This window comes from Pseudoalteromonas sp. RB2-MNA-CIBAN-0110, assembly GCF_040309305.1.
GTDB lineage: Bacteria > Pseudomonadota > Gammaproteobacteria > Enterobacterales > Alteromonadaceae > Pseudoalteromonas > Pseudoalteromonas arctica.
The window spans coordinates 47,362-61,655 of record NZ_JBEOOQ010000006.1; the positions used below are offsets into that span (position 1 = coordinate 47,362).

At 39.8% G+C, this 14,294-nt stretch carries 11 protein-coding genes; 2 read left to right on the forward strand and 9 right to left on the reverse strand.

What is annotated here, in order from left to right; genetic code table 11:
* Positions 1–8 precede the first annotated feature (8 nt).
* The 6 genes from AAEY68_RS05290 to AAEY68_RS05315 form a co-directional block, all read right to left on the reverse strand.
* On the reverse strand, positions 9–1,238 hold the full coding sequence (locus AAEY68_RS05290; RefSeq protein WP_165735574.1) for a pyridoxal-phosphate-dependent aminotransferase family protein: 1,230 nt from the start codon (positions 1,236–1,238) through the stop codon (positions 9–11).
* Positions 1,239–1,241: 3 nt separating this feature from the next.
* Positions 1,242–2,066, reverse strand: a complete 825-nt coding sequence (locus tag AAEY68_RS05295; RefSeq protein WP_024593246.1) for a sulfite exporter TauE/SafE family protein — start codon at positions 2,064–2,066, stop codon at positions 1,242–1,244.
* Positions 2,054–3,655: a gamma-glutamyltransferase family protein gene (locus AAEY68_RS05300; protein ID WP_350585631.1), complete on the reverse strand. Its 1,602-nt coding sequence runs from the start codon at positions 3,653–3,655 to the stop codon at positions 2,054–2,056. The genes AAEY68_RS05295 and AAEY68_RS05300 overlap by 13 nt, the downstream gene beginning before the upstream one ends.
* On the reverse strand, positions 3,652–4,854 hold the full coding sequence (locus AAEY68_RS05305) for an amidase family protein (protein WP_350585632.1): 1,203 nt from the start codon (positions 4,852–4,854) through the stop codon (positions 3,652–3,654). The genes AAEY68_RS05300 and AAEY68_RS05305 overlap by 4 nt, the downstream gene beginning before the upstream one ends.
* Positions 4,855–5,318: 464 nt before the next feature.
* Positions 5,319–5,801, reverse strand: coding sequence for a putative 4-hydroxy-4-methyl-2-oxoglutarate aldolase (locus AAEY68_RS05310; protein ID WP_350585633.1), 483 nt, complete (start codon positions 5,799–5,801; stop codon positions 5,319–5,321).
* Between the two features lie 3 nt (positions 5,802–5,804).
* The gene (locus tag AAEY68_RS05315; protein WP_007584328.1) at positions 5,805–6,458 is read right to left on the reverse strand and encodes a TetR/AcrR family transcriptional regulator; all 654 of its coding nucleotides are present in this window, start codon (positions 6,456–6,458) and stop codon (positions 5,805–5,807) included.
* 181 nt (positions 6,459–6,639) lie between these two features.
* Between AAEY68_RS05315 and yddG the strand changes: the two genes are divergently transcribed.
* Complete coding sequence (gene yddG, locus AAEY68_RS05320) at positions 6,640–7,548, forward strand: aromatic amino acid DMT transporter YddG (RefSeq protein WP_024593249.1); 909 nt, start codon at positions 6,640–6,642, stop codon at positions 7,546–7,548.
* Between the two features lie 107 nt (positions 7,549–7,655).
* On the opposite strand, the gene AAEY68_RS05325 is transcribed toward yddG, so the two are convergent.
* On the reverse strand, positions 7,656–9,212 hold the full coding sequence (locus tag AAEY68_RS05325) for a PepSY-associated TM helix domain-containing protein (protein WP_024593250.1): 1,557 nt from the start codon (positions 9,210–9,212) through the stop codon (positions 7,656–7,658).
* A gap of 674 nt (positions 9,213–9,886) precedes the next feature.
* Here AAEY68_RS05325 and AAEY68_RS05330 point away from each other — a divergent pair.
* Entirely contained in the window at positions 9,887–11,935 is a 2,049-nt protein-coding gene (locus AAEY68_RS05330; protein ID WP_024593252.1) for a TonB-dependent receptor, read from the forward strand.
* A gap of 172 nt (positions 11,936–12,107) precedes the next feature.
* Here AAEY68_RS05330 and AAEY68_RS05335 read toward each other — a convergent pair whose 3' ends face one another.
* Both AAEY68_RS05335 and AAEY68_RS05340 read right to left on the reverse strand, forming a co-directional pair.
* On the reverse strand, positions 12,108–12,788 hold the full coding sequence (locus tag AAEY68_RS05335) for a LytR/AlgR family response regulator transcription factor (RefSeq protein WP_024593253.1): 681 nt from the start codon (positions 12,786–12,788) through the stop codon (positions 12,108–12,110).
* On the reverse strand, positions 12,782–14,290 hold the full coding sequence (locus AAEY68_RS05340; protein WP_024593254.1) for a sensor histidine kinase: 1,509 nt from the start codon (positions 14,288–14,290) through the stop codon (positions 12,782–12,784). The genes AAEY68_RS05335 and AAEY68_RS05340 overlap by 7 nt, the downstream gene beginning before the upstream one ends.
* Positions 14,291–14,294: the final 4 nt, after the last annotated feature.

Below are 14,294 nucleotides of genomic sequence, written 5' to 3' on the forward strand. Positions count from 1 at the left end.
ATCCTTTTTTATTTATAGTGAGCAAGGGCGGCAATGGCGGCTTCGCCTTTAGGACCTTTGTAACCGTTGGCATGCAAGCAAGCGTCTAGGCTAGCAAGTGTTTGTAGTACGGTATCTTTTCGGGCGTTGTAGCCCATAGTGCCAATACGCCAAATTTTGCCATGAAGTGGTCCAAACGAGGTGCCAATTTCTATTCCAAAATCGGTTAGCATTTGTCCGCGTACGTGATCGGCATTAATGCCCTCGGGTATATAAACACCCAGTACGTTGTTCATTTTATGCGTTAAATCACCAAATACATTTAAGCCGAGCGCTTGAATGCCTGTTAGCATGGCATCGCCATGTAATTTGTGGCGCGCTACGCAGTTATCCACGCCTTCTTCAATTACTATGCGGGCGCATTCTGAGGCGCAATACAGCATGCTGGTGGCTTCGGTATGATGATTTAGGCGCTCCTCTCCCCAGTAATTCATGATCATACCTAAATCAAAATAGTTAGAGCGCACAAAGGGTTCTGTGCCATCGGTATGATCGGCAGTGCGGATGCCTGCTTCTACCTTTTTACGTTTTTGGATCCACTCGGCGCATTTGTCGCTTAGTGTCAATGGCGCTGACCCAGAAGGTCCGCCTAAACACTTTTGTAGGCCAACAGAAAGTGCATCGAGTTTCCACTCATCGGCAGGAAGTTCGTTACCCACAATAGATGCGGTGGCGTCGCAATAAAATAGTACATCGTGCTTTTGGCAAATATCGCCAATATGCTCAAGAGGTTGGTTCATGGTGGTGGATGTATCGCCTTGTACCATGGCAAGCACATGGGGTTTTACATCAACAATGGCTTTTTCGATTTGTTCTGGCGTAAACACTTCGCCCCACGGTACTTCTATTGTGTGCACCTTTGCGCCAACGCGTTCTGCTATTTCAGCAAGTAGGTGGCCAAAGCGCCCCATAATTGGCACTAGTACTTTATCGCCTGGGCGTAAAATTGAGCATAATACGGCTTCAATACCCGCGCGCGATGTGCCATCTATTAGCATGGTCCATTCGTTTTTAGTTTTAAAAATTTCGCGGTAACGCGCCATGGTTTCGTTCATAAAACCGGTCATTACTGGGTCGTATTGACCTATAAGTTGCGCCGACATAGCACGTAAAACACGAGGATCTGCATTAATTGGACCTGGTCCCATTAATAAACGCTGTGGTGGGTTTAAGGTTTGAACTTGCGTGTTATTAAACATATTTTAGGCTCCCAGAGTCTGAATAAGCATGCGAATGCCGGTTATCATTAAGACAACGGCAAAAGCGCGTTTAAGTTGTTTTTGATCCAGCTTGCTACCAATTTTTACGCCAATAGGCGCAAATAAAATAGTCAGCGGAATAATAAGAAAAAAGGCAGGGAGGTTAACTAACCCCCACGTACCTAGGGGAGCATCGGTTGGCGTTGTGCCAATACTTAATAAGGTAATAACACCTGGTAGCGCAATTAATAAACCAAAAACGGCCGCAGTACCTACTGCAACATGGGCGCGTACATTAAATGCGTTTAGCATAGGTACGCCAATAGTACCGCCACCTATGCCAATCATTACCGACAAACCACCTACAATACTTGCCATAACGCCTTGACCAAATTTACCTGGCAGTTGTTTTACAAGCGCGGGTGCGCCGGCTCTAAATAACATGTTTAAACTGACTAAAATAGCAATGCAGGCAAACATGAGCACTAATGCGTTACCGCGAACGGTATGAGCAATAATACTACCGACTACCGCCATAACTAATATAAACGGTGCCCAGTATTTTATTAGCGCAAGGTCAATATTCCCTTTGCTATGATGCGAGCGAATAGATGAAAGCGAAGTAGGTACTATGGTTGCAAGTGATGTGGCGGTGGCTATCATCATTGCCGACTCTGGGCTTACGCCAAAACCTTGTAGTAAAAAATACAGAACAGGTACGATAACAATACCGCCGCCTACACCAAAAAGTCCTGCTAAAATTCCGGCAAAAATACCGGTTGCTATTAAGGCCGCTACTATTGGCCATTGGTTTATTATTTCTGACATTGTGTTCCTGCTGTAGTTACTGTTGCACGTCCATCTGAACGAGGATCTGTTGCAGCTTCAAGGCTTGTAGGTGTATCTAAAATCGCCCCAGCGTGCCCCATCATTTCGTTATTATTATCAACGCTTACCCAATCGTGGTCACGTTGATTTAATTCATGTTCTATATGAAAAACTAACCCTTTTTCAATTTTTAAATTTGTACTTGTATCGCCCCATGTACGTCCAAGTAACCACCGAGGGTCGCTAATTGCTTGTTTTATTGATTTATTTCGCCATGCGTAGCCTGCAAAAACAGCGGCTTGGGTTTGTGGTTGCCCTTCACCGCCCATTGTTCCGTAAGCAAGGCGACGACCATCGCTAAACTTTGCCATTGCTGGGTTAAGTGTATGAGCCGGTTTTTTATTTGGCGCAAGGGCGTTAATATTGTTATCCGCATCAATACCTTCATTGTTTAAACTAAAGCTTAAACCACGGTTATTCCACACAAAGCCGCCTTCACTCATTAATATTCCGCTGCCAAATTCCCAGTAAATACTTTGAATAAAGCTGACTAATTGCCCGTTTTTATCTCTGGCTGCCATCCACACAGTATCGCCAGGCTCTGCGTTAAATGGCCATTTTTTGGCTTTGGCCATATCAATATTGTTAGCAAGTTCGCTTAAGCGATTATCGGTTAGTGCGTTTTTATAATCGTCTCCTAATGCTTCAGGGTCAGCCCAAAGGGTAGGGCGATGCGTAAAGCTTTGTTTAGTTGCCTCAACAATTAAGTGCGTCCAGTCGGCATCGGTTTTAGCTAAATGCTTTAACTTATTTACGGCACCAATTATTTGTAGTGAATGCACGCCCTGTGTTGGCGCGGGTAAGTTGTAGCAATCAATACCTGATAAGTTAGCATTTAGCGCAGTAACTACCTCGGCTTTAGTATTTGCAATGTCATCTGCGGTGATTGAGCTGCCTGCTTTTGCTAAGTCGGCGGCAAATGAGTTAGCAAGTGCGCCTTCATAAAATGCGTTTAAACCATGTTTTGCTAGGTATTCAAACGTTGCAGCAAGTTTAGGGTTTTTAAAATGTTGACCTGCTTGCAAGGGGTTACCATTGGGTATGTAGAGGCTTTTAAACGCCTCATTGGTATTGTTAGCAGCGGCTAGTTTTTCGCAGCCTGCTTGCAAGCTTTTTGTTACGGTAAAGCCCTCGCGCGCAAGCTCAATAGCGGGTGCTAAAATTTTTGACAGTGGTAGTGCTGCATGCTCATCTAGTTCAAGCGCTTTTTGCCAGCCGCGTATTGTGCCCGCTTGAGTCAGTGCGCTTAATCCGCCGCGCTCTGGTATTTGCGCGAGCGTGTTATATGCCGTTGTATTAGTTGCTGCGCGGCCGCAGGCGTCAATAGCAGTGGGCGTTTTTTGATTTGGGTTATCGATAAGCCAAAAGCTGTCGCCACCAATTGAGTTCATATGTGGATATACAACACTAATAGCAGCGGCAGCCGCTACCATAGCCTCGGTAGCTGTACCGCCTTGTTTTAGTATATTTATACCCGCCTCTGTTGCCGAAAAATGAGACGCGGTAAATGCAATGTTGTGTGTGGTCATGCCGGTGTGTCCTGTTTAAAGTGTGCAGCTAGGTGCTTAACGCAAGCAAGTAGGCTTTTATCGTTACCGTGGCTCATCATTAATGAAAAACCATACGGATGATCATTTGTTAAATCAGCCAGCGGTAAATGCACTTGCGCTGAGCCACTAAGGCCCGCAATTGCCGAAAGCGTAATAATTTGCATGCGTAAGGCGCTTGTGTCGGCGCCTAATTTAGGTGCGGTTGTGGGTGTGGTGGGTAAAAATAAGCAGCTGTGTTTGTTTAGGTTTTTAGCGACTATTGTTTGCCACTCGTGCTGTATTTTTAACGCCTCTTGTTCTTCTTGCTCGGTTAAAGCCAGTGCCATTTTAAAACGAGCCGCAATTGCTGGCGCAAAATGAGAAAGCTGATCTGGGAGTTCAAGCCAGTCTCGGTGCGTTTTAGCAATCGCACGACCTTGTAATATTCTAAAGGTATCGGCAAGCTCACTTAGCAGGTTGCTTTTGGGGAGCTTAAAATCGATATGATGATTAAAATTAGGCTTGGTTTTTTCAAGCAGTTGTTTAAGTGGGGCTTGTAAAGCAGGGTCAACGAGTTCAAATAACGGCTCACAAATAACTAAGGTATCAACGTTATTAATAGCTTGATTTGGTAGCAGTACATTACCTACATCGCTTAATAGCTCGGCGCTCTGGGTAAGCCAACCTATGGTATCAAAAGGGGGAGCCAACGGTATTAGGCCGTCTTTTTCAATCACGTTATGGCTTGGCCTTATGCCATATAAACCACAATAGCTGGCGGGTATTCTAATTGAGCCGCCGGTGTCGGTGCCTAAGCCAATATCGGCTAAGTTAGCAGCAACTGCAGCAGCAGACCCCATACTCGAACCACCGCAAGCATGCCCTTTTAATTTAGGATTTTGCGCAGCGCCATAATGTATATTATTACCCTCTAAGCTATAAGCCAGTTCGTCAGTATGGGTAAAGCCTATAAAGTTACAACCAGCGGTCATGAGCTTATTAACCGAGCTTGCCGTACTTTGAGCCGGTTTAGCTGTTTTAAACCAATGTGGGTTACCAGCACTATTACGCTCGCCTTTTACTGCAAATACATCTTTTACGGCTAAGCGATTGTTTGCAAGTAGACCAGATTGGTTTGTTTGCCACAGGGTAGGACCGTGATTGCAAAATATACTTTTGTTGTTTTTTTTATCACTCATTTGCAGCTCATTATTATAAAACTGACCAAGTACTTACTTATTAAGTTAAGAGTGATTAAAAAGCGGGCTGGTTATTATTATTTTAATACCAATTTTATTAAAAACATGATCATTCTATCGGATTAAATAGCGCACTTACTTCGTTAAAAATTATTCATAGAGAACAACTATATGTCATAATTTTTGCCTTGTTATTGCGCTATTTTCTTCGCGTTATAATAGATCACTAATTTAATGCAATTGCTAAAGCTCCGCTTTTTAATCGGTAGTTTTGATTTTATAGTGTTTAGACTAAGCAAGAGGAATGCCATAAATTAAAATCCTGTCCAACTGGTCAGGTTTTAGTGGGTTGTATGAGAGTTGTAAATATGGGCTATAAAAATAGTGAGATTAAAATGAGTTAAAACAAACCAACTTGGTGCGAAGGTGCACCAAGTTGGTCTTTATTTATATGGTTTTGAGTGCTAAATAAGGGCCGTTTTACTGATGATTAAACCGTTAATATCGGCGTAAACCCAATCGTTAGGTTCTATGGTGGTGCTAAGCATGGTAATAACTTGGTTTTTATCACCAAAGCCGCGCTTTAAGGTACTACGCGGTGTAGAGCCTAGCGCCATTACAGATAAGTTCATCGTGGCAAGTATTTCTATATCTCGGCAACAGCCATTTATTATTACGCCTTCCCAGCCATTACTTAAGGCACGCTCAGCCATAATATCGCCTATAAATGCAAAGCGTTTGCTCGCAAACCCGTTTATAACTAATACTTTACCTTCACCATTTTCATGCAATATATCGGCGGCAAAAGAGTTGTCTTCTGGGCAGGTAACGGTAACTACTTTGCCATAAAACGTGGTTTTTTTACCAAAGTGGTAAAGGCCGCTGTCTGCTACTTGTACTTTATCGCGATGATCGTCAAATAAATCGGGTGTAGTAAAGGATGTCATGGGTTAAGTCTCACTTTGCTCAGGTATTTTAAGACCAATACCTTTTAAAATTATGTGGGCAATTGATTGCGTAATCTGTGCCACATCGGTTTCGTCGTACTCTAATTTGTTCATTACGAGTAAAACCTCAGCCTGAAAGTCGGCGTAATATTGCGTAGTAGACCAAATAGTAAAGAGCAAATGGTAGGGATCAACCTTATCCATTTTATCTGCGTCCATCCATGCTTGAAGTACATCAACCTTTTGTTTAACCCAAGGGCGGGTATTGGTTCTAAAGTAGTTTTGTAAATAAGGGGCACCGCGCAGTATTTCACTGGCAAATAAGCGAGATTGCATTGGCTGATTTACGGCGAGTATTACTTTGCTTTTAATATAGTTATAAAGCACGGTAGCTGGATCGTCGTTAATTGTGACGTTATCGAGGCCCAAGTTCCAATTAGCTATTATGCGGTCGATCACAGACTCATACAGACCATCTTTACTTTTAAAGTAATACAAAATATTAGCTTTTGGCACCTGCGCTTCTTTAGCAACCATGCTCATACTTGCTCCGTCGTAACCTAATTGCGAAAACAATTGCTCGGCGGCATCTAAAATTAATTTTTGGTTTTTCTCGCGTGTAATTTCTTTTTTATTTGGCTTTATTTGTGTGGTCATTATAGAGTTTGCGTGTTTAACGTATTGATTGATTGTAGCTTTACTGACCAAAAGGTCAATTACTAAAAAGGGTGGATGTTAAAAACAGGCGAGAGGTTTAAGCTATTAACTTTAATTGTTTAATTAAATAATTACTGTTAGTTTAGTTTCAAATTTACGAGTAGTACTTTTGGGTTGGCAAATGGATTTTATAAGCAAAAATAAATATACACTATATGGAGTCGCTGCAATATTACTGTGGAGTTGCTTAGTTGCATTACTACGGGATATTTCTGAGTTGTTTAGCCCCATTGGTGGTGCTGCGGCCATGTATTCTGTCAGTGCGATATTTTTAATTTTGGTTATGGGAGTGCCCAAGTTTAGTGGTTTTTCGAAACGCTACTTGGTAGTAGGTACTTTATTATTTGTATCGTACGAAATTTGCTTGGCGCTTTCTATTGGTATGGCAAATAGTCGTCATCAGGCAATGGAAATGGCGGTTATTAATTATTTGTGGCCCACGCTAACAATACTGCTCTCTATTATTATTGGTCGTAAAAAAGTAAGTTACTGGGTTTACCCAAGCATGATTATTGCTTTTTTAGGCGTTGCTTGGTGTATTACGGGCGATCAAGAAATGTCGGTCGATACGCTTGTTACTAACTTTGCTGATAATCCTGCTACTTACCTAATGGCATTAGCTGCAGCGTTTATATGGGCTATTTATTGCGTAGTTACGCAAAAACTGAGTAATGGTAAAAATGCCATTACGTTATTTTTTACTGTTACGGCAATGAGTTTGTGGGCGCAATATGGTTTTAGTAATGAAGCGCCATTAACGTTTTCAATCAGCTCAAGCATGACGTTATTATTAGCCGGCGTAGTAGTGGGGAGCGGTTATGCGCTGTGGAATCAAGCTATTATTGGCGGTAACTTAATGCTTTTGGGTACGCTTTCGTACTTTACACCGGTGTTTTCTACTATTATTTCGGCGTTGTATTTATCTATTACGCTGAGTGCTTCGTTTTGGCAAGGGGTTGTACTGGTAACAGTGGGCTCGCTAATTTGCTACTTTGTAACGCGAGAAAAGCCTAAACGCACAGTAAACTAATCTACTTTAGCTAATGCTTATAAGGAACTGATATTTAATGATTTTATATTTTAAATCTAAATTTATACCTTTAATGAGACGTGCAATACGCCTCATTAAGTTTTTCTTTATAATTTTGCAGGTATAACTGCATAGCTTACTGATTTATTTCTAACTTTTTTTGCACAATAATAAAATATTAATGCAAATACTGCAGCGCTAATATCAACAAAACCGCTTTGATAATATTTTAAAAAATCATCAGCTAATAAAGCCTGTATAAGTGTTGACCCCCCCATACCAGCAGATAAAAGTGCAATACCCATTAAGCCCCAATAGCTAGCATGGTGAGTTCCTTTAAAAAAGGTATAAGCAACAAAGGCAAAAAATACCAAATAGTAACTATAGAGATAGCTGTAATTTGCGTTACCCATATATTGGTTAGTCCATTTAGCTTGTAATAAAGTGGCAACCACTGCAATCATTGACCCTAAGCAAACACCAATTGTTAAATTTGCCATAAATCGTGTACTTCGTTTGTTGGCATCTTGTTTAAAGCGCTTGTCTAGCCATAATAAGTTACCAGAGTAAAATAAGAATGCGCCAAGTAGCCCCATAACAAAATACCCCCAACGTCCCCATTCACCTCCATAAGTACCAAAGTGAAGTGAAAAGAAACTTCCTACTATATTACCCCAAACACCATCATCTCCTTGCGGATAGCTTGAGTTAAGTACTTTTAATGTATAGGGGTGTAAGAATAAGTAGTCGGTATCAGGTCCGCGAACGACAGCGCTGCTATTACTCATTTTTAATGTTGCTGTCGGACTGTTTGTATTTAAACGACTAAATGTAATGTGAATTGGCTCATAACCTGGGGCGTAGTTTTTTGCCGCTAGGAGCTGCTTATTTATGCTTGGTAAGTTTGCAATATGATAATTATGTGCTGCTGGGGCAGGACGTTGAAAAAAGGATTTATCGTCATAAAATGCTGATAGACCATCATAAACCAGATCATGAAATGCAAATACCACCACAGTAAACGCTATAATTAAATGAAAAGGCAAACTGGCGATCCCAACTAAATTATGACTATCGAGCCAAAAGCGACTGGCGCCTTTTTCTTTTCGAATCGCAAAAAAGGTTTTTACAAGCGTAGGTAGTAAAATAATTACGCCAGACACCAATGCTAAAAAGTACAGCGCAGATGCTATACCGAGTATATATACGCCTGATTGGTCGTGCCCAATTTCGCCTGCAAACCCTGCGGTTCGATGTAAGTAATCTATTAAATCTGCAAGTTTATTCTCACTTTGTTGCTGTATTACAAGATCATTTTGCTGGTTTAGATAGAGTACCTGTAATTGATTATCAAGTTTCATCCCGCGCTCTTTACCTTGGCTATACCAAGATAGTGGCGCTTGATTTGTTAATAAATCGAGAGAAAAACCATTACCCATTTGCTCAGGGTACTTAGTTATTGCTTGATCAACTAATGTTTGGTGATTGTTAGTGTGTGGTTTAGTCACTGGTGCACTGGCGGGGTTTGCCCACTGCGCTAATTCGTGTTTAAACATGGTTAAACTACCAGCATAAAAACCTATAAAAAGTACTAAACCTGCAATTATTCCTGTCCATGTATGCACACCTTGGTAGGTACGCAAAATATCGGCTCTTACTCTCATAGCCAATTCCTTAAAATTATAAATAGACTATATAGCGTTATATTTAAGCCCCCAAGTGTCAGCCAAGCATTTTTTGCTGAACTAAACAGGTAGGTGAAGCTAAAAATAGTTAACCATAAAATGGGTATCATCCACATATTAAATTGCACTTTGTCGGGCGCATCTATGCCTCCCGCTCCATACCATGCAAAAAAAGCAACGAGAATAAACGCTAGCGCTAGCCCTAAAAAACAACCAGCCAAACTTTTGCCAAGCCAAGTTGGTTTTATTTTTTGCCTTTGTGCAGATGACATTATTTTACTTCCTTGTGTTTAATAAGGCTTACGAGCGGAATTATTATTAAAGCGAGCATTATCATTAAAATGATAAAAAATACGGCTGCCGCATTAGAAAAAACATATAAGGCTAATGGTATTGCAATAACAAAAAGGATAAATGCGAGCTTGCGCCAGTTTTTATTAATGGGTTTGCTTAGTAGTCGTTGGTGGCGGTTACTGAGATAAAATAGTGATATAGCAGTAAATAAAATAAGAGAAAGGGTAAGTTGCAACATAAATTAAAACACTTATTAATGATGTTACTATTCTAAATGATAACTAAACTCAATTGCAACAAGAGTGTGTTTATGCTATTTTTTCGAAAAATAAGACAACTATCCATAAAAGGAAATAACTGTGGTAGCTTCATTTAAGCCTAATAAACTTTCACTACTGATTACAAGCTCTTTATTGTTGGCTCAAAGCAATGCATTTGCTGATGAAACAAGTCGCGAATCAATAGATACAATTATTGTAACAGGCGAAAAAATCGAAAGGTCACTCAAAGATACGATTACATCGGTTGCAGTGGTAGATAAGTCACTATTAGAAAATGGACAACTAGGTTCTGTTTCAGAAGCTTTGGCAGAAATGGCAAATGTAGTGGTACTTACTGGAGCCGTGCCTGATATGCGCGGTGTGTCGGGTAATGGTGGTGCAACAGGTTTCAACTCATTTAGCGGTGGCTCTAAAGCAAGAGTATCAACACTTGTTGATGGTGTAAGTCAGCCGTTTGTAGCTGATTTAACCGGTGATACTGGCTTGTGGGATATAGATCAAATAGCGGTATACCGTGGACCGCAGTCAACTAGCAATGGTCGTAATAGCATTGGTGGTGCAGTTTATATGACAACCAAAGCACCAACACAAGATTTTGAAGGTGCTGTACGCATTGGGTATAGAAACCAAGATAGTTACCTTGATACAGCCGGAGTTGTTTCAGGGGCTTTAATTGATGATGTATTAGCATTTCGTTTGTCTACTCAATATGTTAATGGTGAAACTTTTAGCAACCCAACGATACATGAAACCAATCCAACAGATAAAAACTTAAATAAGCTTAATACCAGTAGTACGCGTGCAAAATTACTGTATACCCCAACAACAGATTTAGCTGTACAGCTAACTTACTCTACCTACAGTGAAGAGGGTAATACAGGTCGTAAGTATTTTGAAGGCGATGAGCCATTTGACTATGTACCTTTATTTCAGCGCGATATGGATACCCAGTCAGACACGACTCAGGTAAATATTGACTATAAAATAAATGATAACTTTTCGTTCGATATATTACTCGCATATATGGATTATGATTGGGGCTTCGAAGCATATGAGGCACTTGCCAGTGCTGAGTCTGATATTTTTATGGATGAAAAAAATATCACAATTGATAGTAAGTTAAACTTTGGCTTAAATAGTGATTTTTATTCGGGCTTTGTAGGTATTGCTTATTTTGACCGTGAACAAGACTTTAAAAGCGTTGGTGCAACCAATTATTTTGGTGACGATAGTAGTGACTCTAAAGCAATTTATGGCGAAACAAGCTTTGAGTTAACAAATGAGCTTACGTTAACAGCGGGGCTGCGAGTTGAGCGTGAAGAACAACTTCGTAATTTTGATATGGCTTTTGGTGGCAGCAGATTAGTTGAGCAATTAGATAATTCTAATACGATAAAACTACCTACGGTAGCTGTTCAATATAAAGTAACTAATAACACTACCTTATCGGCAAGTGCTCGTCGTGGTTATAACGCTGGTGGTGGTGCCTTAGATTTTGCTGCACAAGAATACTATTACTACGAGCAAGAATCAGTAAATACCTATGAAGTAGGCTCGCGTAGCGTACTAAATAATGGTGATTTAAATATTAGTGCTAATATTTTTTACAATAACTTTAATGGTTATCAAGCCTTAAGCTCAAGTCGAAAAATCACTAATATTGACGATGCGCATAGCTATGGCTTAGAACTTGAAGCATATAGCATGCTAGGTGAGCAATGGCAGTTACATGCAGGGCTAGGTTTATTAAAAACTAAAATAGATGAATCAGCGACTTATTCAGATGCAGTGGGTAACGAATTAAACTCAGCACCAGAGCTAACTGCAAGTTTAGGTTTATCGCATTGGTTTACTGATAGCTTAAAGTTAAATGTGAGCGCTAATTATGTAGACGATTACTATGGCGATTTAACTAATACAGAAGAGCGTGTTGCCGGAGGTTATACAATTACGCGTGCAACAATAAGCTATAACAGCGATCATTGGTTGGTGAGTGCTTTTATTAATAATGCATTAGATGAAGAAGCATTTACGTCAGTTGAGCCTGCAAGTGGTCCCTACCCAACGGGTTATGTTGCGGTAGTGAATCCTCAAACGTTAGGTGCTTCAGTAACGTATCGTTTTTAACGTGCTTCTAAAATAATGAATTGGAAATTGTAACGCTACTTTTTAAAGGTAAAATAATTTAAAGCCCTAAAGCCCTAAAGCCCTAAAGCCCTAAAGCCCTAAAGCCCTAAAGCCCTAAAGCCCTAAAGCATTAGGGCTTTTAAATAAAGGGGGAACTTTAACCGAGCTTAAATTAAATAATGTCGCGCACTTGTTGTTTAAATGACTTGCCAATTTTAACTGACACGCCTGATGCTAGTTGAACGCTTTCATTACTTAACGCAACAACTTTATTTTTGTTAATCACGTAAGATTTGTGGACTTGAATAAATGAAGTATCAAGTTCCTGCAATATGTATTTGAGAGTACTGCTTGCAAGTAATGATTTTTCACCTTGCCATACTCTTACGTAATTACCATACGCTTCAAACATGTCTATATCGCTTAATTGAATTTTATGTTTTTCACGATCGATTTTAAGCGTAATAGCCAGAGGTGCCTTGGGATTTAGCGTTATGTGTTTTCTTTTTTTCCGTACTTTATTGAGTGCTTGTTCAAGGCGTTGCGCAGAGACTGGTTTTAGTAGGTAGTCAGTTACGTCTAGTTCAAAACCGGCTAAAGCATATTCTTGATACGCACTAATAATAATCACTTGTGGTCGATTCGCGAGCACTTTTAGTAATGCAATCCCTGATAGTTCGGGCATGTTTATGTCTAAAAATAACAAATCAATAGATGATGTGGCTAAAGCACATAATGCATCTTTAGCGTTAAGGTATTGTCCGCTTATATTAATATCTTTATGGGCACTTAAATGATGCAGTATAACGTCATGCGCGAGCGGCTCGTCATCAACAATTATTGTGTTTAGCATGCAGCCAGCTCCAATTTAAGTGTGGTTTGCCAAAGGTTTTTATTTTCATTAATAATTAATGTGTGCTTATTTGGATATAAAAGAGTTAGCCTACGGCGTAAATTGTTAAGTCCCATCCCATGCTCTGAATTGTTATTAGGTAGAATAGGGTTAGAGGAAAATAGCGTTAGTATGTTATCGGCCATGGTGATTTTAAACACAACCGTTACTTTTTGTGACGTGGGCTCTACACCATGCTTTATCGCGTTTTCTAAAATCATTATTAACAGTAGCGGCGAAATTAAATAGTGTTGTTGATGTTCAGGCCATTGCACATCAAAGTTGCAGCGCTCAGCACTTCGTAAATGCTGTAATGCAATAAAACCTTTTAAGTAATTGATTTCTTTTTCTAAACTCACCTGTGCTTTTTGGCCTTCATAAACACTGTAACGCAGTAAATTAGCTAATTGCATAACAAGATCTGGTGCATTATCTGCTTTTTTTAATGTCAGCGCGTAAAGGTTGTTTAATGTATTAAATAAAAAATGAGGGTTAATTTGCTGCTGAAGTAGCATTAGCTCTGTTTTTGTTTGTTGCTGGGCAATGTTGCTAATTTGAACGTGTTGTTGCTGTCGTTCAAACGCTAAAATAATCGGTGTGCTTATAGCTAAAAACAAAAATACGAACTGATAATTTTCAGGGCTGAAAATATTATCATTACCGCCTGGTGTTAAGTTAGCAATGCCTGAGGGTAAATCGTTAATAGGTAACAGTAGCAAGCACGATGTTAATATAGGTGTAAGTACAACGAGGCTTATTAAACTTGCAAACAAAAATATTAATACGCCATGATAGGTTAATACGTAGCGTATTAATAAATATCTATTTAATAAATACACTCCATATACTAATCCGGCACAAACAGTAATTTGCCAAAGGTAACCCAAAAAAGTATCAAACTGTGTGAATACTTTATAAACATCAATAACAGGCTCAATAGGCTGGTTTAACATAGGATCAGTGTGCGTATTGAGTATGCTTGATGTAACTATTGCCCAACCTAAAAGTACTATAAACACGACTGTATCAAGTGAAAACAAGGATTTAAGCCATTTATTACTCAACACATTGTTATTTTTATTAGTGCGTTTAGTAATAAGCCATATACCACTTGCAGATGCGCACATTGTCCAACATTGTGCATCAAGGTATTGCCATTGCGAAAAGTTAAGAAGTTGGTTATTAAATACTAGCAAGAGAGATGGATAGGCTAAAAAGCCTAACAGCCAAACTATGATTGCGGGTGTAAGTAATAAACGATATGCAAACGCATGGGCAATAAAAAAGGGAATACACTGTAAAAAAAGTTGAATATTAATAGTCAGATATTGGCTAGTTGAATCCATATGTGATGACAAAAAGCGTATATGAGAGTCGAGCATAATAGCGGCTATTAGCGGTAAAAAAATTATTAGCTGGGTAATGCTAAAGCGTTGCCATATTGGTGTATTGGCTTGCTGCATATGT